Here is a 17,310-nt window from a genome sequence, read left to right as displayed (position 1 = left end):
GGACGCTAGACGGGTAGACACGGCGGCGTGGACCTGACCCGTGCCGCCGCCGAGGCCCTCGACGCCGCCGACCCGCTGGCCGCCTTCCGCGCCCGGTTCGCCGGTGCCGGGGACGACGGCCTGCTCTACCTCGACGGCAACTCGCTGGGCCGGATGCCGGAGGAGACACCGGCGGCGCTGGCGCGGGTGGTCGAGGAGGAGTGGGGCCGCGGGCTGGTGCGCTCGTGGTCCTCGTGGATCGACGCCGGCACCCGGGTCGGCGACCTGCTGGCCGAGGGCGTGCTCGGCGCGCGGCCCGGGGAGGTGCTGGTCGGCGACTCGACCACGGTCGACCTGTACGAGCTGCTGGTGGCCGCCGCGGACGCGCGGCCCGGCCGCGACGTGCTGGTCTGCTGCGCCGACGACTTCCCCACCGACCGCTACGTCGTCGCCGGGGTGGCGCAGGCCCGCGGGATGACGGTCCGCGAGGTGCCGGCCGACATCGACGAGGGGCTGGACCCGGCGGTGCTGGCCGCGGCGCTGGACGAACGGGTCGCCGTCGTCGTCCTCTCGGCGGTCGCCTACCGCTCCGGCGCGCTGGTGGACGTCGGCGCCGTCACCCGTGTCGCGCGGGACGCCGGTGCGCTGGTGCTCTGGGACCTCTCGCACGCCGCCGGTGCGGTGCCGGTCGAGCTGGCCGCGAACGGCGCGGACCTCGCCGTCGGGTGCACCTACAAGTACCTGAACAGCGGGCCGGGGGCGCCGGCGTTCCTCTACGTGCGCCGCGAGCTGCAGGACCAGCTGCGACAGCCGATCTGGGGCTGGTTCGGCCAGCGCGACCAGTTCGCCATGGGTCCGGCCTACGACCCGGCGCCGGGGATCGGTCGCTTCGCCCTCGGGACGCCGCCGGTGCTGGCGACGGTCGCGGTGGAGGTGGGCGCCCGGCTGGTGGCCGAGGCGGACGTCGACCGGCTCGCGGCCAAGGGCCGGGCGCTCGGCGAGCTCGTCGTCGCCCTGGCCGACGCCTGGCTGAGGCCGCACGGGGTCGCGCTGGCCTCGCCGCGCGACCCGGCCCGCCGCGGCGCGCACGTGACCCTGGCCCACCCGCGGGCCTGGCAGCTCACCCAGGCGCTGGTCGACCGCGGCGTCGTCCCCGACTTCCGGACGCCGGACCGGGTGCGGCTCGGCCCGGCGCCGCTGTACACCCGCTTCGTGGACGTCTGGGACGCGATGGCCTGCCTCCGCGAGGTGCTGGAGACCGGCGCCCACGAGGGCTACCCCACCGAGCGCGCCCGCGTCACCTGACGTGCAGACGCACCGGGGCGCACGGAGGACCCTCCGTGCGCCCCGGTGTCGAGCGGGTCAGGCCCCGCGCGTCGCGTCCGCGGCGGCCGGGTGGCGCCGGTTGCGGGCGACGGCGGCGCCGCCGGCACCGGCGAGCAGCAGCATCCCGGCACCCGCGGCGACCGCGAGGGTCCCCGGGCTCGTGTCGACGGCCTCGACGCCGGTGTCCGAGCGCAGCCCTGCGTTGGTCGCGGTGGTGGCTGGAGCGGCAGGCGCCTCGACGGTGATCTGGACCCTGACGACCGAGAGCCCCGACGCGGTGGGCTGGGCCACGACCAGGCCGTAGGAGCCGGCCGCGGTGCCGGCGGGGACGACGAAGGTCGCCGTCGACCCGGTGACCTGGACGGGGAGGGCCACCGCCGGGCCGGTGGGGTTGCCGTACCCCTCCAGCGGCTGGAGGCCGACCAGCACGCCGGTCAGGTCGGTGAGGCCGAGCTCGCGCAGCGCCGACCCCGCGGTCAGGTCGAGCGTGACGGTGGAGCCGGCGGTCACCGGCGTCGGGAGGACGCACAGGTCCTGGCAGGCCAGGAACGAGGTGGCGACGAGATCCGGAGACACGGTCTGCGCCGGAGCCGAGCCGGTGAACGCGAGGTCGTAGCGGATCGGGCCGATGAAGGTGAACGCCGGACCGAGGGTCGGGGTGATCCCGGCAAGCGTCAGGCTGGCGACCTGGGAACCCACGCCGTCGTCGGCCGGCAGCGTGACCTCGACGCTGCCGGAACTCTGCCCGGTGACGGTCAGCGGGTTGGTGGCGCCGGAAGCGGAGGAGTAGCTGACGTCGGGGCTCCCGTCTCCGTCGTCATCGAAATCGAGGTGGACCACGACGGCGGAGGCATCGAGCTCCGCGGGCAGGTCCACCGTGATCGTCCCGCTGTAGTCGACGTCCACGGGCATCGGGGAAGGTTCGACGGCCGGGTCGGCCATCGGGTCCAGGGTGCCGAGGCGCTCGTCCGGGTAGCCGATCAGCTCAACCGTCGAGGGGTCGAGAGGGATCCGGACGTCGGTCGCGGCGCCGGCGGCCGGCGCGATGCTGACGACGACCAGGGCGGAGCCGGCGCAGACGAGGCCGAGCCGGGCGGCGCGACGCCGGGGGAGGGGTGAGCGGACTGACATGGGACTGCCTCTCTGGAGCCGGGCGTGCGGGTGTGGTTGACGCGAGACCCGGGTCGGTCAGGCCTCGGCGAAGACGACGAGGTTCTCGGTGGAGGCGCGGCCGCCGCCGCGCTGGAAGCAGGTGATGAGCACCAGCCGGCCCGGCGAGGCCTCCCACACCTCGGTTGCGCCGGGGAGCTCGCCCTTGGCGTACCGCTCGGTGCGCTCCACGGTGTAGCTGACCGTGCCGTCGGGGGTGCTGACCTCGATCTCGTCGCCGGCGGCGAGGGTGCTGCCACCGCCGTCGGATTCCATCAGCGGGTCGAAGCCGTACTCGCCGGTGCCGGTCGAGTGGGCGGCGAGGTAGAGGGTGTTGTCCGCCTGCTCGGCGCTGCCGACCGGCTCCCCGTAGGGCTGGATCCAGTAGGCGGCGGTGAGCGTCGGCGGGTTGATCGCCCCGCCGCGCGGGGTCAGCGGGAGCACGGGCAGGTCCATCTCCAGCCCGTCGACGGTCACGTGCACGTCGGACGACGGCGTCGGCAGCGTGACCCCTTCGGGCGGCAGGGTCGGCGGGGCCTCCTCCGGCGGCGGGGCCGTGGTGGCCGCCGCCACCGGGGCGGACCCGGTGGCGGCGGCCGGCTGCTCGCCGTCGGCCAGGCCGACGGCGAGCAGCGTGCCCCCGGAGATCCCGAGGGCGGCGACCGCCGCTACCGCGGCGGTGCGCCGGCCCGGCCGGGTCAGGCCTCGCACGTGCCGCCCTCGGCGGCCGCACGGCGCCGGTTGCGGGCGACGGCGGCGCCGCCGGCACCGGCCAGCAGCAGCATCCCGGCACCCGCGGCGACCGCGACGGTGCCGGTGGAGCCGGTCTCGACGGCCTCGACGCCGGTGTTGGAGCGCAGCCCGGCATTGACCGGGGCCGCGGTGGTCGGCGCGGCCGTGGTCGGCGCGGCGACGGCCGCGGCCGCCGCGACGGTGATCTCCGCGCCCACGACGGAGACGGCGCCCGAGGACGCCTCCTGGGCGACCACCAGAGCGTAGGAACCGGCCGCCGTGCCCGCCGGGATCATGAAGCTCGCCGTCGAGCCGGTGACCTGGACCGTGAGCTCCACGGCCGCGCCCGTGGGATCGCCGTTGGCGTCCAGCGCTGCAAGACCGACCTGGACACCGGTGAGGTCGGTCAGGCCCAGCTCCCGCAGCACCGAGGTCGCGGTCAGGTCGAGCGTGACGGTCGAACCGGCCGTCACCGGAACCGGGCAGGGCGTGGCGGACGAGATCGCACAGGGCACCTGCGAGAACGCGACCAGCACGGGCGACACGGTCTGCGGGTTGGGCGCGGAGGCATCGAAGGCCAGCTCGTAGAACACCGGGTCGTAGTAGGTGAACGCCGGGCTCAGCGTGGAGGCCAGCGGCTCGAGGAACAGGGTGGCGGCGTCGCCGGCCACCGGGTCGTCGGCCGGCAGGGTGACCTGGATGCTGCCGGTGCCCTCGCCGCTGATGGCGAGGTAGTTCGGGTCGGCGGGGGCCAGGGTCGAGTCGTACGTCGCCTCGGGGACGCCATCGCCGTTGTCGTCGAAGACCAGCGTGGCTTCGACGGCGGAGTCGTCGAGCTCCGCGGGGAGGGTCACGACGATCGTACCGCTGTACTGCACCCCGACGGGCGTCAGGGTGGGCGCGGCAAACGGGTCGGCCATCGGGTCCATGGCGCCGAGGTTCTCGACGGGGAAGGCGCCCAGCTCGACCTCGGTGGGCTCGAGGGGGAGGACGACGTTCTCAGCAGCTCCGGCAGGGACCGCGATCCCGACGAAGAGGATGGCGGAACCGACGCCGACGAGGCCGAGGCGCTGGAGCGGCCGGCGGCTGTGGGTGGTGCGAGACATGGGAGGACACCTTCCGGCGACCGCAGCGCCCGGGCGGCGCTGGCTGCCGGCGGAACGTACGGTCCCGGAACACCCTGGTCGCGGATGGGACACGCGTCGCGGGGCACGTGTGATCCCGTGTGACCAGAGTGTGACCTGGGACGCGTCCGGGTCCGTCACTTCCTGCTCAGACCTGGATCCCCTGAGCCCCTGATCTCATGTCAGGAAGAGACGGGACACGTGCCGAGCGCCTGACAACTACAGACGAAGCGGCGTCAGCCCGGCTCCGGAACACCGATCGGGTTCCCGGCAGGCCACGCACCTGCGCCCACCACGGCGCGGCGCACCGGCCCCAGCAGTTCGGCCAGCCGGTCGCACCCCGTGTCGCCGAGAGCCCGCCAGGGGCCCAGCGCCAGCCGGTCGGTGTCGGCCTCGACCGCGGCGACGATCGCGGCGCCTTCCGCGGTGAGCTCCCCGCCGTCCAGCCAGCCGCGGGGCGCGAGCTGCTCGACGGCGGCGTCCCACGCGGCGTCGTCCCACCCGCGGGCCCGCACGAGCCACTCCCGCGGCGTCCGGCCGGCCGCGGCGGCGAGCACGTGCGCGCCGACGCCCGAGATCCCCCGCTGGAGCAGCGCGGCGTTGTGCCCGTCGCCGCGGTGCTCGCGCAGCGTGGTCAGTGACTGCCACGCGGCCAGGTGCGGCTCCCCCGGCACCGGGAGCGCGGCGTTGGCCGCGGCCAGCGGCCGGCCCGGGGCGTCCACGGCGGCGGCGGCCGTGACGAGCAGGTCAGCGGCCTCCGCGGCCGCGGCCGAGCGCGGCCACTGCTCCCCCAGCACCCGGCGGACCGCGGCGTCGACCCCGGCCAGCCGGGCCTCCAGCACCGTGGCGGGATCGGCCACCGCCCACACCTCCGGCACCCGCCGGGCCACGAACGCCGGCGCGAAGTTGTAGAAGGCCGCCGTCACCACGGCCGGGCCGACCGGGCCCAGCGGCGCGGCGCGCAGGGCGAAGTAGGTCCTCCAGAAACCGCGCAGGCCGGTCGCCTCGGCCGCCGTCCGGCACTCGTCGGTGAAGTACGTGAGCGCGTGGAACGGCTCGCCCATCGCCCACAGCCGCCGGGCCGTGCCCGGGGAGGTCATGCGACGACCCGCACTCTCGCGCTGCTCCTCCCGCTCTCGCGCCGGCACGACGGCGCGAGAGCGGGAACGACGGCGCGAGAGTCGGCGGAGGGCCGCCGCGCCGTGCGCCGCGAGGTCACGCCGACACGCTCTCCGGCATGCCGAGCCACTCCCGCCAGCGCGGGTCGACCGTGCGCGCCCCGAGCAGCCGCCAGGCCGCACCGCTCGGCGTCCGCGGCGGGTTCGGCAGCTTCCAGCCCATCTCGGCCAGCGACCGGTCGGCCTTGGTGTGGTTGCACCGCCGGCAGGCCGCGACGACGTTGTCCCAGGTGTGCGTGCCGCCGCGGCTGCGCGGGACGACGTGGTCGATGCTCGTGGCCGACCCGCCGCAGTAGACGCAGGTGGAGGCGTCGCGGTGGAAGACCGCGCGCCGGGACAGCGGCACCTGGGCCGGGTAGGGCACGCGGACGTAGCGGGTCAGGCGCACGACCACCGGCACCGCCAGGGTCACCGTCTCGGCGTGCACCTCCTCCGGTGCGCTGTGCACCGAGACCGCCTTGTCGGCGAGGACGAGCACGATGGCGCGGCGGCTGGAGACCACGCACAACGGCTCGTAGGTGGCGTTGAGCAGCAGCGTCGCAGCGGCGGTGGACCGCGCCGGGACGGGCGGCACCGGATGGGAGTGGTGGTCGCGCCGCGGACCTGGCTGGCCTGCGGGCGACCCGTGGGCGGGTCGTGGCACGGGGCACCTCCGGCGCCCGGGGCCGCGCGCCGGGTGCTGTGCGACCCGTGGGCGCCCCCATTCTGACCTGCGAACCCGCTCGAGCGCTCCCGGGATGTACCGCCGGGCCCCCGGGACGGTCCCCCGCCCTCACTACCGTGGACGGCGTGCGCCACCCCCACGCCGAGCGGCTCGACCTCGTCGAGCACCTCCACGGACACGCCGTCGCCGACCCCTACCGCTGGCTGGAGGACGCCGCCGACCCGCGCACGGTCGCGTGGACCGCCGCGCAGGACGAGCTGGCCGCCGAGGCCCTGGCCGTCCTGCCGCTGCGCGACCGCTTCGCCGCGCGGCTGGCCGAGCTGGTGCACGCCGGCGCCGTCGGCGTCCCGGTCTGGCGGAACGGGCGGGCCTTCTCCACCCGCCGCGACCCCGGTCAGGAGCACGCGGTCCTGCGGGTGCGCGAGCCCGACGGCAGCGAGCGGGTGCTGGTCGACCCGATGGCGGTCGACCCCGCGGGCACCACCACCCTCGACGCCTGGTCGCCGTCCTGGGAGGGCGACCGGCTGGCCTACCAGCTCTCCACCGGCGGTGACGAGGAGTCGCGGCTGCACGTGCTCGACGTCGCCACCGGCGAGCAGCTCGACGGTCCGATCGACCGCTGCCGCTACTCCCCCGTCGCCTGGCTGCCCGGCGGGGACGAGTTGTTCTACGTCCGCCGGCTGGCGCCGGAGCGCGTCCCCGCCGGCGAGGAGCAGTTCCACCGGCGGGTCTGGCGTCACCGGGTGGGGGCCGACGCCGACGGCGACGTGCTGGTGCACGGCGAGGGCAGCGACCCCGCCACCTACTTCGGCGCCCGCACCAGCCGCGACGGCCGCTGGCTGGTCGTCTCCGCCTCGGTGGGCACCGCCCCGCGGGACGACGTGTGGCTGGCCGACCTCGCCGGGGACGGCGTCCTGCGCGAGCTCCAGGTCGGCGTGGACGCGCAGACCGCGGCGTGGGTCGCCCGCGACGGCCGGCTGTGGCTGATGAGCGACCGTGGCACGCCACGCTGGCGGCTCGCGGTCGCCGACCCCGCCGACCCGGCGACCTGGGCGCCGGGGTCCTGGCGGGACGTCGTCCCCGAGCAGCAGGACGGCGTGCTGACCGACGTCGCGCTCGTCGACGGCCCGCACGGCGACCTGCAGGTGCTCGCCGTGCACTCGGTGGACGCGACCGACCGGTTGTCCGTGTGGGCCGCCGACGGCTCGGGCCGTCAGGCCGGGGTGACGGCCCTGCGGGCCGGCAGCGTGTCCGGCGTCAGCGCACCGCCGGAGGGGGGCAGCAGCGCGTGGGTCGGCTTCACCGACCACGCCACCCCGCCCTCGGTGCTGCGCTGGGACGCCGCCGACCCGGCCGGCCTGACCGGCTGGGAGCAGGCACCGGTGGCCGGGGAGGTGCCGGCGATCCGGGTGGTCGAGACGCACGCGACGTCGGCCGACGGGACCCCGGTGCACCTGTTCGTGCTCTCCCAGGCCGGCGCGCCCGACCGCCCGCGGCCGACGGTGCTCTACGGCTACGGCGGGTTCAACGTCGCCCTCACCCCCGGCTACTCGGCCCAGGCCCTGGCCTGGGTCGAGGCGGGCGGGGTGTGGGCGGTGGCCAACCTGCGCGGCGGCTCCGAGCACGGCGAGCAGTGGCACCGCGCCGGCATGCGCGAGCGCAAGCAGAACGTCTTCGACGACTTCGCCGCGGCCGGCGAGCACCTGGTCGCTGAGGGGTGGACGACGCCCGCGCGGCTGGCGGTGATGGGCGGCTCCAACGGCGGCCTGCTGGTCGGGGCCACCCTCACCCAGCGCCCGGACCTGGCCGCCGCCGTCGTCTGCAGCGCGCCGCTGCTGGACATGGTCCGCTACGAGCGCTTCGGTCTGGGCCGCACGTGGAACGACGAGTACGGCACCGCCGAGGACCCCACCGAGCTCGGCTGGCTGCTGGGGTACTCGCCCTACCACCGCGTGGTGGAGGGGACCGCCTACCCCGCGGTGCTGTTCACGACCTTCGAGTCCGACACCCGGGTCGACCCGCTGCACGCGCGCAAGCTGGCCGCGGCGCTGCAGCACGCCACGTCGGCCGACGCGCCCGTGCTGCTCCGGCGGGAGACCTCGGTGGGGCACGGCGCCCGCGCGGTCAGCCGCACCGTGGGCCTGGCCGCCGACCAGTTGGCCTTCCTCGCCGCGCACACCGGGCCGACCGGCTGACCCCTGTGGGCGCGTGTCCGGCGCCACACCGGGGGCAGGGGGTCGACACCAGCCGTTCCGCTTCCAGAACCTGAGAGTATCGGCGTGATGAACGCTTCACCGTCCGTGATCACTGCCGCTGACGACGGCAGGACCGGCACTCCGGCGGGCACCCGCTGAGCGGCGGCCGGCCGGCCGGCGAGCGCCCGGCCGGCGCGTCACCGCGCCCGGCGACGTTCCGCGAGCTGTTCGCCGTCCGCGAGTTCCGCCCGCTGTTCGGCACGTACCTGCTGTCGACGATCGGCGACGAGCTGGCCCGCGTCGCGCTGACCGTGCTCGTCTACCAGCGCACGCAGTCGCCGCTGCTGTCGGCGGTCACCTTCGCCATCAGCTACCTGCCGTGGCTGCTGGGCGGGGCGCTGCTGTCGACGCTGGCCGACCGCTTCCCCCGGCACCGCGTGCTCATCGCCAGCGACGTCGCCCGCGCCGTGCTGGTGGCCGGGATGGCGGTCCCCGGGACGCCGCTGCCGGTGCTGCTGGGTCTGCTGTTCGTCGTGGCGGCGTGCGGGCCGCCGTTCGAGTCGGCGCGGTCGGCGCTCATGGCCGACGTCCTCGACGGCGACCGGTACGCCCTCGCCACGTCGCTGACCAACGTCGGCTCGCAGGTGGCCCAGGTCCTCGGGTTCGTGCTGGGCGGCACGCTGGTCGCCGTCCTGCACCCGTCCGCCGCGCTGCTGGTCAACGCGGCCACGTTCGCCGTCTCGGCCGTCTGGCTGTGGGCCCGGCTGCAGCGCCGCCCCGCGCCGGACGACGGCGGCGCGTGGGAGGGCCCGCGGTCGATGTGGCGGGACGCCGCCGAGGGCATGCGGGTCATCGGCCGGTCCGCGCGGTTGCGCGCGATCATCGCCGTCACCTGGGTCGGCACCCTCTTCGGCACCGCGCCCGAGGGCGTCGCCGCGCCGCTGGTCACGCAGCTGGGACAGGGTGAGGCCCAGATCGGCGTCCTGCTGGCGGCCAACCCCGCCGGTGTCACCGTGGGCGGCCTGCTCATCGCGCGCGGGCTCACCCAGCGGCGCAGCGAGCAGCTGGTGCCGCCGCTGGTCGTGCTGTCCCTCGTCCCGGTGCTGCTGGCCGGGCTGGTCACCGTGTGGTGGGCGCCGGGGCAGGGCGCCTACGCCGCCGTCGTAGCGCTGCTGTTCGTCGCGGGCCTGGGGGCGGCCTGGACGATCCCGCTGAACGTCGCCTTCGTCCAGGCGGTGCCGCAGGCCTACCGGGGGCGCGCGTTCGGGGTCGCGGTCAGCGGGCTGTACGGCGTCCAGGGGATCGGCGTGCTCGCCGCCGGGGCGGCGGCCGAGGGTGTGGCCCCCGGTTGGGTCATCGCCCTCATCGGCGGGCTGGGCCTGCTGGCCGTCGTGCCGCCGCTGCTCGGCTACGCGCGTACCCAGGGTCACGTGGCAGCCGACCGGCCCACTGCGGGACCATCGACGTCATGAGCCGCTCCCTGCCGTCGGCGCGGACCTTCTACGAGGAGGTCGGCGGCGCCCCGACGTTCGCCCGGCTCGTCGCCCGCTTCTACGCCGGGGTCCGCACCGACCCGGTGCTCGCGCCGCTGTACCCGCAGGACGACTGGGACGGCGCCGAAATCCGGCTCCGCGCGTTCCTGGAGCAGTACTGGGGCGGCCCGACCACCTACTCCGACCATCGCGGCCACCCCCGGCTGCGCATGCGCCACGCGCCCTTCGCCATCGGCGCCGCCGAGCGCGACGCGTGGCTGCACCACATGCGCGAGGCAGTCGACTCCCTGGAGCTCACCCCCGAGCAGGACGCGACGCTCTGGGGCTACATGGAGATGGCCGCCCGCAGCATGCAGAACCGATGGCCCGACGACGCGCCCGGTGGACTCTCCCCCGCCTGACACCCCACCGCCGTCCGACACCGGGCGGCACACCGTAAACCCCCAGGAGCCCGGTGAGCCCCGACACGTCCCTGCCCGCTGCCCGCCGCACCGACGCCGACTGGTGGCGCGACGCGGTCTTCTACCAGGTCTACATCCGCAGCTTCGCCGACGGGAACGGCGACGGCGTGGGCGACCTGGCCGGCATCCGCGCCCGCCTGCCACACCTGGTCGCGCTCGGGATCGACGCGCTGTGGATCACGCCGTTCTACCCCTCGCCGATGGCCGACCACGGCTACGACGTGGCCGACCCGCGCGACGTGGAGCCCGTGTTCGGCGACCTCGCCGGGTTCGACGCGCTGCTGGCCGAGGCCCACGCGCTCGGCATCCGGGTGACCGTGGACCTGGTGCCCAACCACACCTCCGACCGGCACGCCTGGTTCCAGGCCGCGCTGGCCGCCGGTCCCAGTTCGCCCGAGCGGGCGCGCTACCTGTTCCGCGACGGGCGCGGGCCGGACGGTGCGGAACCCCCGAACAACTGGCCCTCGGTGTTCGGCGGGCCGGCCTGGAGCCGGGTGGACGACGGCCAGTGGTACCTGCACATCTTCGCGCCCGAGCAGCCCGACCTGGACTTCACGAACCCCGAGGTGCTCGCCGACCTCGAGGCGACGCTGCGGTTCTGGCTGGACCGCGGGGTCGACGGCTTCCGCGTCGACGTCGCCCACGGCATGGCCAAGCCCGCCGGGCTGCCGGACATGCAGCCGATGGAGGACACCGGCCTGCTCGCCGACCACGGGCCCGGCGACCACCGCTTCGACGACGACGGGGTGCACGACGTCCACCGGCGGATCCGCGCCGTCCTCGACGAGTACCCCGGCACGATGGCCGTCGGGGAGGTGTGGGTCTCCCAGGACGAGCGGCTGGCCCTCTACCTGCGCCCCGACGAGCTGCAGCTGGCCTTCAACTTCAAGTTGCTGACCGCCGAGTGGGACGTCGACGAGCTGCGGGACGCCGTCGTCCACTCGCTGGCCACCGTCGCCGGTACCCCGGCGCCGGCCTGCTGGGTGCTGTCCAACCACGACCGCCCACGGCACGTGACCCGATACGGAGGCGGCGAGGTCGGCACCCGCCGGGCGCGCGCCGCGGCGCTGCTGCAGCTGGCCCTGCCCGGGGCGGCCTACCTCTACAACGGCGACGAGCTCGGCATGCCCGACGTCGACCTGCCCGACGAGGTGCTGCAGGACCCGATCTGGGAGCGGTCCGGACGGACCGAGCGCGGGCGGGACGCCTGCCGCGTCCCGGTGCCGTGGTCGGGCAGCGAGGCCGCGTACGGGTTCTCCTCCCGCGCGGAGACGTGGCTGCCCATGCCCGAGGGCTGGGAGCCGCTGACCGCCGAGGCGCAGGCGGCCGACGCCGGTTCGGTGCTGTCGCTGTACCGGACGGCCCTGCAGCTGCGCCGGACGTCGCCGGTCTTCGCCGGCGAGGGGCTCGAGTGGGTACCGGCACCCGACGGTTGCCTGGCGTTCCGCCGTCCGGGCGGTCTGGTGTGCCTGCTCAACCTCTCGGGTGCGGCGGTGCCGCTGCCCGAGGGCCGGGTGCTGCTGGCCAGTGCCGACACCGGGGACGGCGTCCTGCCCCACGACGCGGCGGTGTGGCTGCACGCCTGAAAGGCGGGCGGCGGCAACGCCCCGGGTCTCCGGTACCTTCCGCCGGGAGTCGCGCGGGTGGACCGTGCCCGGGAGGAGACCGACGTGAAGACCAGGGACCTCGCCTACATCGCCCTCTTCGCCGCGATCACCGCGGTCCTGGGGACCCTGCCGGCCATCGCCGTGGGCCCGGTGCCCATCACGGCGCAGACCCTCGGCGTCATGCTGGCCGGGTCGGTCCTGGGCGCCCGCCGCGGCTTCCTGGCCGTGCTGCTGTTCCTGGTCCTGGTGGCGGTGGGGCTGCCGCTGCTCTCCGGCGGCCGCGGCGGCCTGGCGCCCTTCGCCGGGGCATCGGCCGGCTACCTGTTCAGCTGGCCGGTGGCCGCCTTCGTCATCGGCTGGCTGACCGAGCGCTCGTGGCACCGCTACACCGTCCTGCGCGGCACGCTGATCAACGTCGTCGGCGGCATCGTGGTCATCTACGCGGTCGGCGTCCCGGTGCTCAAGGCCGTCGCGGGCCTGGCGTGGGACGACGCGCTGTGGACCGGCGCCGCGGTGTTCATCCCCGGTGACCTGGTGAAGGCGTTCGTCGCGGCAGCGATCGCCGACGTCGTGCGGCGCAGCTACCCGGTCATCGAACGCCCACGCCGGGCCGCCGCCACCCGGTGAGGTTCCGCCGTCCCGGTGCCGCCCCCGCCGACGCCGACGTCGCCGACCCCGGACGCGGCATCGAGCTGCGGGGCGTCGGTCACCGTTACGGCGACCGCGTGGTGCTCGCCGGGATCGACCTGCGGCTGACCGAGCCGCGGATCGGCGTCATCGGCGCCAACGGGTCGGGCAAGAGCACCTTCGCCCGGCTGCTCAACGGTCTCGTCGTGCCCACCGGCGGGCAGGTGATCGTCGACGGGCTGGACACCCGGACGCAGGTGCGGGCCGTGCGCCGCCGGGTCGGGTTCGTCTTCCAGGACCCCGATGCGCAGATCGTGCACCCCACCGTCGCCGAGGACGTCGGCTACGGGCTGGAGAACCAGGGCGTGCCCCCCGACGAGCGAGCCGCCCGGGTCGCCGAGGTGCTGGCCCGCTACGGGTTGGCCGGCCACGCCGACCACCCGGCCCACCTGCTCTCCGGCGGCCAGAAGCAGCTGCTGGCCATCGCCGGCGTGCTGGTCATGCGGCCGGCCCGGGTGGTGTTCGACGAGCCGACGACGCTGCTGGACCTGGTGAACGCCCGCCGCGTGGCGGAGCTGATCGCCGGGCTGGAGCAGCAGGTGGTCGTGGTGACCCACCAGCTGGACCTGCTCGACGGATTCGACCGGGTGCTGGTGGTCGACGGCGGCCGGGTGGTCGAGGACGCTCCCCCCGGCCCGGCCGTGGCCGCGTACCGCACGCTCATGGCCGGCCGGTGACGCTCGCGCTGTACGTCCCGCGGGCCAGCGTCGTCCACCGGCTGCCGGCGGGGGTGAAGCTGCTGGCCCTCGCCGCGCTGGCGGTCCTGCTCTTCGCCCGGCCGACCCTGACGGTGGCCGGCGCCGCCCTGCTCGGGACGATGGCCGTCGGTCTCGGCGTGGCCCGGCTGCCGGTCGCCGTCCTCGCCCGGCAGGCGCTGGCGGTCCGGTGGTGGCTGGCGGCGCTGTTCGTCGTCCACGCGCTGACCACCGACGTGCCCACCGGCACGCACACCGTGCTGCGGCTGCTGACGCTGGTGCTGGCCGCGGCGGTGGTGACGGCGACCACGCGGGTGACCGAGATGACGGCGGTGGTGCAGCGGATCTGCGGCCCCCTGCGGCTGGTCGGCGTCCGGCCGGAGCGGGTGGGTCTGGCGATCACCATGGCGCTGCGGTTCATCCCGGTGCTCATCGAGCGGGCCGACCGGATCCGGGCGGCGCAGGCCGCCCGGGGCGGGTCTCCGCGGGGGGTGCGGGCGCTGCGGACGACGGTGGCGCCGCTGCTGGTCCAGGTGCTGCAGATGGCGCACGACGTGAGCGAGGCGTTGGACGCCCGCGGTGCGGACGACGTGCCGGTGCGAAGGTCGAGGAGGGTGTGATGGACGACGGGCGACTGACCGCGATCTGGCTGACGTCCGCGGCAGCCGGGCCGATGCGGCGGGTGGCCGAGGCGGAGCTGCTGGCCGGGCGCGGGCTGGCCGGTGACCGCTACGCGCTGGGCGGCGGCACGTGGGCGCAGTACCCGGACCTGGAGAAGCAGCTGACGCTCATCGACGCCGCGGACGTCGACGCCGTCGCCGCCGAGGTGGGTGTGCCGCTCACCCCGGGCGACACCCGCCGCAACCTGGTGACCACAGGGATCGACCTGCCGGCGCTCGTGGGCCGGTGGTTCGCCGTGGGGGACGCGCTGCTGTTCGGCATGAAGCGCTGCCCGCCGTGCACGCACCTCGAGCGGCTGACCGGGGCGCGGCTGGTCAAGGCGATGGTGCACCGGGGCGGTATCAACGCCGCAGTGTTCGTCGGCGGGCCGATCCGGGACGGTGACGTCGTCCGTCCGGTCCCCGACGCCGAAGCCGCCCGGCGGGGTGCGCCGACCGGGGCCGACCGCCCGGTACCGCGGCGGGGCTGACGCCGGCCGGCACCTCAGCGGCAGGCCTCGACCACCATCGCCACGCCCTGGCCACCGCCCGCCGCGATGGCGGCCAGGCCGTGACGGCCGCCGGGCCGGCGGACCAGCTGGGTGAACAGCCGCACCGCCAGGACCGCGCCCGATGCTCCCCACGGGTGCCCCAGGGCCAGCGCTCCGCCCTCGGGGCAGACCCGCGCGGGGTCCAGGCCCAGACCGGCGCAGCAGGCCAGCACCTGCCCGGCGAAGGCCTCGTTGAACTCGACGACGTCCACCTGGTCCAGCCCCAGCCCGGCCCGGTCCAGGGCGAGCCGGGCCGCCGGGACGATGCCCAGGCCTGGCCGGTTCGGGTCGACCCCGGCCGTGGCGGTGGCGAGGACCCGCAGCCCGGGCACCCCGAGCCGGCGGTGGGTCTCCGCGTCGACGACCGTGACCAGCGCCGCGCCGTCGTTGACGCCGCAGGCGTTGCCCGCGGTGACCGTGCCGCCGGGGCCGAAGGCCGGGCGCAACCGGGCCAGCCGGTCCACCGATAGCCCGGCGCGCGGCCGCTCGTCGCGGGCCACGCCGCCGACGGGCACGATCTCCGCGTCGAACCCGCCCGCACGCTGGGTGGCCGCCGCACGGGCGTGCGACCGGGCGGCGTACTCGTCCTGGCAGCGCCGGGACACGTCGCTGTCGCGAGCGAGGAGGTCGGCCGCGGGTCCCATGTCGGGGTCCCCGACCGTCGCCGGCGCGAACGGCGCCCGCTCGTACCGGGTCGGCGCCCCACCGTCCGCCGGGGGCCAGAAGCGCCAGGGCGCGGTGGACGCGGACTCCACTCCCCCGGCCAGCACGACCCCCGGCTCGCTGCGCAGCACGGCGACGGCCAGCACGACCGCGGCCAGGCCGCTGGCGCACTGCCGGTCCACGGTGAGGCCCGGCACGGTGTCGGGCAGTCCCGCCTGCAGCGCCGCCACGCGGGCGACGTCCCCGCCGGGTCCGGTGCAGTTGCCGAGGACGACCTCACCGATGCCCGGGACCCCGCGCTCCGGCGGTGCGGCGGCGAGGTCGGCGGCGAGATCGGCGATCACCGCCGCAGCGAGGTCGGGCGCGGTCAGCGCCGCCAGCGACCGCTGCGCCGTCCCGATCGGCGTCCGCCGTGCCGCGACGATGACCGGCGCCTCGGCGACGGCTCCGCCCGCCCCACCGCTCACGACCGGGCCTGCCGGCGGGCGGTTGCTGCACGCCACGGTCCCGCGGCCGGCAGCCGGCCGGCGGCCGCCAGTGCCGCCACGGCCGCCCGGTCCACCTTGCCGCCGGCCGTCAGCGGGGGGTCCGGGAGGGAGAACCACAGCCGCGGCCGGTGCGCCGGCGGGAGCCCTTCCCGCGCCGCGCGCCGGGTCCGCGACACGGCCTCCGGGTCCCCCAGGACGGCGGCGACGACCGCGCCCAACCGGGCGTGGGGGACGCCGACGACGACGACCTCACCTCCGGCCGCCGGGCGGAGCGCCTGCTCGACGTCGTCGACCAGCACGGTGGTGCCACCGGTCAGCACGGCCTCCGTCCCGCGGCCGGTGACCGTCAGCACTCCACGGCACAGGCGGCCCGCGTCGCCGACGGTGGCGAACCCGTCGTCGGCGACGGTGAACGGCCCGTCGGCGCCGGCGTAGCCCAGGCTGACGTAGGGCGACCGCACCCAGATCCGGCCGCCGCGGACCTGCACCTCCACGCCCGGGAAGGGGCGCAGGTCCTCCTCGTCGGTGCCCCAGCCGACGAACGACAGCTCCGCCGCCCCGTAGTAGTGGCCGACCCGGGCACCCGCCGCGCCGGCGCGGCAGGCCAGCCGGCGGGGCAGCCGGTCGCCGGCGACGACGAGGTGGCGACCGCGCAGGTCGAGGCCGTCTCGCAGGGCCGCCGCCAGAGCCGCAGGGGTGAGGACGGCGTGCGTGGCGTCCTCGGGTGTCGCGACCAGCGCGGCGGCCACCGCCCTGGCGTGGACCGCGGCGAACAGGTTCATCGTCGCCGACAGCGGGCCGGGCACCCAGAGCCGGGAGGACGCGTCGATCTCCGCCAGCCGGGAGACGTGCGGGAAGGAGTCGAACCAGGACGCGGTCGAGCGCAGCACCACCCGGGGGCGGCCGGTGGTGCCGGAGGTGCTCAGCGCGAGGAGCGCTCCGTCCGCGTGCGCCTCGAAGACCGCCACCACCGAGTCGGCGGCCGCGGCGACGTCGCGGATCGGCGGGTGCATGCGACGTCCACCTCCGTTCCGATCCGGCGGGTCGTCGCCGCCACCCTCGCCGGACAGCACGCCGGCACCTGTGGCACGGGGGGACACACGGTAGTCGACGCCCGCGGCGGCCCGCCGCGCACCATCTGCCGGCGACCGCACCTGCCGGCGACCGTCAGGCCGAGGCCTGCTCGTCGGCATAGCGGGCGAGGAACGCCTTCTCGTCCGGGGTGAGCCGGCGGGGCCGGTCGATGGCGAAGTCGAAGGGGACCAGCAGGGTGCTGCCGGTGACCGCCTGCCGTCCGTGGTCGAACAGCTCGTAGTGGCAGGTGAAGGCGGCGGCGCGGATGCCGGACACCCAGATGTGCACCTCGAGCGGGTCCCGGGAGTAGACGACGGGCAGCTTGTACTGGACGTCGTGGGCGGCCACGACGGTGCCCTGGCGCAGGCCGGTCTGCTCCTCCAGCGACGCCCGGTCGAAGAACAGGTCGACGCGGGCCATCTCGAAGTAGGCCAGGAACACCACGTTGTTGACGTGGCCGTACGCGTCCATGTCCGACCAGCGCATGGGGACCGCCACGGTGTGCCTCACCCCCGACACCCTGCCGCATGGGGCGAGAGCCCGGACTGCCGGTGCCAGGACCGGGGCCGCAGACGGCGGCGGCCG

Annotated in this window: 17 protein-coding genes; 9 read left to right on the top strand and 8 right to left on the bottom strand. The window is 76.2% G+C overall.

Translation table 11 applies throughout. The features are described 5' to 3' along the window. Window positions 1-27: 27 nt before the first annotated feature. Window positions 28-1,284, top strand: a complete 1,257-nt coding sequence (gene kynU, locus BLR12_RS13450; protein ID WP_091378893.1) for a kynureninase — start codon at window positions 28-30, stop codon at window positions 1,282-1,284. Between the two features lie 57 nt (window positions 1,285-1,341). Here kynU and BLR12_RS13445 read toward each other — a convergent pair whose 3' ends face one another. The 5 genes from BLR12_RS13445 to BLR12_RS13425 form a co-directional block, all read right to left on the bottom strand. Next, window positions 1,342-2,436 carry a hypothetical protein gene (locus tag BLR12_RS13445; RefSeq protein WP_091378891.1) on the bottom strand — a complete coding sequence of 365 codons (1,095 nt, stop codon included), beginning with the start codon at window positions 2,434-2,436 and terminating at the stop codon, window positions 1,342-1,344. Window positions 2,437-2,493: 57 nt separating this feature from the next. Beyond that, window positions 2,494-3,165, bottom strand: a complete 672-nt coding sequence (locus tag BLR12_RS13440; protein WP_091378889.1) for a class F sortase — start codon at window positions 3,163-3,165, stop codon at window positions 2,494-2,496. Continuing rightward, window positions 3,153-4,292 (bottom strand): hypothetical protein, encoded by a 1,140-nt coding sequence (locus tag BLR12_RS13435; protein WP_091378886.1) that lies wholly within the window; start codon window positions 4,290-4,292, stop codon window positions 3,153-3,155. Before BLR12_RS13435 ends, BLR12_RS13440 begins: the two co-directional genes overlap by 13 nt. Window positions 4,293-4,546: 254 nt before the next feature. Continuing rightward, the gene (locus BLR12_RS13430) at window positions 4,547-5,410 is read right to left on the bottom strand and encodes an SCO6745 family protein (RefSeq protein ID WP_091378883.1); all 864 of its coding nucleotides are present in this window, start codon (window positions 5,408-5,410) and stop codon (window positions 4,547-4,549) included. Between the two features lie 115 nt (window positions 5,411-5,525). Then, window positions 5,526-6,062 carry an HNH endonuclease gene (locus BLR12_RS13425; RefSeq protein ID WP_091378880.1) on the bottom strand — a complete coding sequence of 179 codons (537 nt, stop codon included), beginning with the start codon at window positions 6,060-6,062 and terminating at the stop codon, window positions 5,526-5,528. Between the two features lie 215 nt (window positions 6,063-6,277). On the opposite strand from BLR12_RS13425, the gene BLR12_RS13420 reads away from it, so the two are divergent. The 8 genes from BLR12_RS13420 (at window position 6,278) to BLR12_RS13385 (ending at window position 14,440) form a co-directional block, all read left to right on the top strand. Then, window positions 6,278-8,347 carry a prolyl oligopeptidase family serine peptidase gene (locus BLR12_RS13420; RefSeq protein ID WP_091379887.1) on the top strand — a complete coding sequence of 690 codons (2,070 nt, stop codon included), beginning with the start codon at window positions 6,278-6,280 and terminating at the stop codon, window positions 8,345-8,347. 155 nt (window positions 8,348-8,502) lie between these two features. After that, window positions 8,503-9,819 (top strand): MFS transporter, encoded by a 1,317-nt coding sequence (locus BLR12_RS13415; RefSeq protein ID WP_091378879.1) that lies wholly within the window; start codon window positions 8,503-8,505, stop codon window positions 9,817-9,819. After that, the gene (locus BLR12_RS13410) at window positions 9,816-10,241 is read left to right on the top strand and encodes a globin (RefSeq protein ID WP_091378876.1); all 426 of its coding nucleotides are present in this window, start codon (window positions 9,816-9,818) and stop codon (window positions 10,239-10,241) included. Before BLR12_RS13415 ends, BLR12_RS13410 begins: the two co-directional genes overlap by 4 nt. A gap of 53 nt (window positions 10,242-10,294) precedes the next feature. Next, window positions 10,295-11,887, top strand: coding sequence for a glycoside hydrolase family 13 protein (locus BLR12_RS13405; protein ID WP_091378874.1), 1,593 nt, complete (start codon window positions 10,295-10,297; stop codon window positions 11,885-11,887). A gap of 84 nt (window positions 11,888-11,971) precedes the next feature. Next, window positions 11,972-12,535, top strand: coding sequence for a biotin transporter BioY (locus BLR12_RS13400; protein ID WP_091379884.1), 564 nt, complete (start codon window positions 11,972-11,974; stop codon window positions 12,533-12,535). Beyond that, complete coding sequence (locus tag BLR12_RS13395) at window positions 12,532-13,272, top strand: energy-coupling factor ABC transporter ATP-binding protein (protein WP_176832505.1); 741 nt, start codon at window positions 12,532-12,534, stop codon at window positions 13,270-13,272. The genes BLR12_RS13400 and BLR12_RS13395 overlap by 4 nt, the downstream gene beginning before the upstream one ends. Next, window positions 13,269-13,910 carry an energy-coupling factor transporter transmembrane component T family protein gene (locus tag BLR12_RS13390; protein ID WP_091378871.1) on the top strand — a complete coding sequence of 214 codons (642 nt, stop codon included), beginning with the start codon at window positions 13,269-13,271 and terminating at the stop codon, window positions 13,908-13,910. Before BLR12_RS13395 ends, BLR12_RS13390 begins: the two co-directional genes overlap by 4 nt. After that, the gene (locus BLR12_RS13385; RefSeq protein WP_091378868.1) at window positions 13,910-14,440 is read left to right on the top strand and encodes an MOSC domain-containing protein; all 531 of its coding nucleotides are present in this window, start codon (window positions 13,910-13,912) and stop codon (window positions 14,438-14,440) included. The genes BLR12_RS13390 and BLR12_RS13385 overlap by 1 nt, the downstream gene beginning before the upstream one ends. 14 nt (window positions 14,441-14,454) lie before the next feature. Here the strand turns inward: BLR12_RS13385 and BLR12_RS13380 are convergent, their stop codons facing one another. The 3 genes from BLR12_RS13380 to BLR12_RS13370 form a co-directional block, all read right to left on the bottom strand. Then, window positions 14,455-15,630, bottom strand: coding sequence for a thiolase family protein (locus BLR12_RS13380; RefSeq protein ID WP_091379876.1), 1,176 nt, complete (start codon window positions 15,628-15,630; stop codon window positions 14,455-14,457). After that, window positions 15,627-16,664 carry an AMP-binding protein gene (locus BLR12_RS13375; protein WP_176832504.1) on the bottom strand — a complete coding sequence of 346 codons (1,038 nt, stop codon included), beginning with the start codon at window positions 16,662-16,664 and terminating at the stop codon, window positions 15,627-15,629. The genes BLR12_RS13380 and BLR12_RS13375 overlap by 4 nt, the downstream gene beginning before the upstream one ends. A gap of 154 nt (window positions 16,665-16,818) precedes the next feature. Further along, on the bottom strand, window positions 16,819-17,235 hold the full coding sequence (locus tag BLR12_RS13370) for an acyl-CoA thioesterase (protein WP_218120660.1): 417 nt from the start codon (window positions 17,233-17,235) through the stop codon (window positions 16,819-16,821). Window positions 17,236-17,310: the final 75 nt, after the last annotated feature.

The sequence above is a fragment of the Geodermatophilus sp. DSM 45219 genome, assembly GCF_900104025.1.
In the GTDB taxonomy this organism is placed as follows: Bacteria; Actinomycetota; Actinomycetes; order Mycobacteriales; family Geodermatophilaceae; genus Geodermatophilus.
Note: the sequence above shows the minus strand (reverse complement) of the source record. Positions and strands in the feature narration are given on the sequence as shown.

Coding starts and splice junctions, on each gene's coding strand:
- BLR12_RS13445 (WP_091378891.1), bottom strand. CDS start 2,436: ATGTCAGTCCGCTCACCCCTCCCCCGGCGTCGCGCCGCCCGGCTCGGC.
- BLR12_RS13435 (WP_091378886.1), bottom strand. CDS start 4,292: ATGTCTCGCACCACCCACAGCCGCCGGCCGCTCCAGCGCCTCGGCCTC.
- BLR12_RS13430 (WP_091378883.1), bottom strand. CDS start 5,410: ATGACCTCCCCGGGCACGGCCCGGCGGCTGTGGGCGATGGGCGAGCCG.
- BLR12_RS13410 (WP_091378876.1), top strand. CDS start 9,816: ATGAGCCGCTCCCTGCCGTCGGCGCGGACCTTCTACGAGGAGGTCGGC.
- BLR12_RS13385 (WP_091378868.1), top strand. CDS start 13,910: ATGGACGACGGGCGACTGACCGCGATCTGGCTGACGTCCGCGGCAGCC.
- BLR12_RS13375 (WP_176832504.1), bottom strand. CDS start 16,664: ATGCACCCGCCGATCCGCGACGTCGCCGCGGCCGCCGACTCGGTGGTG.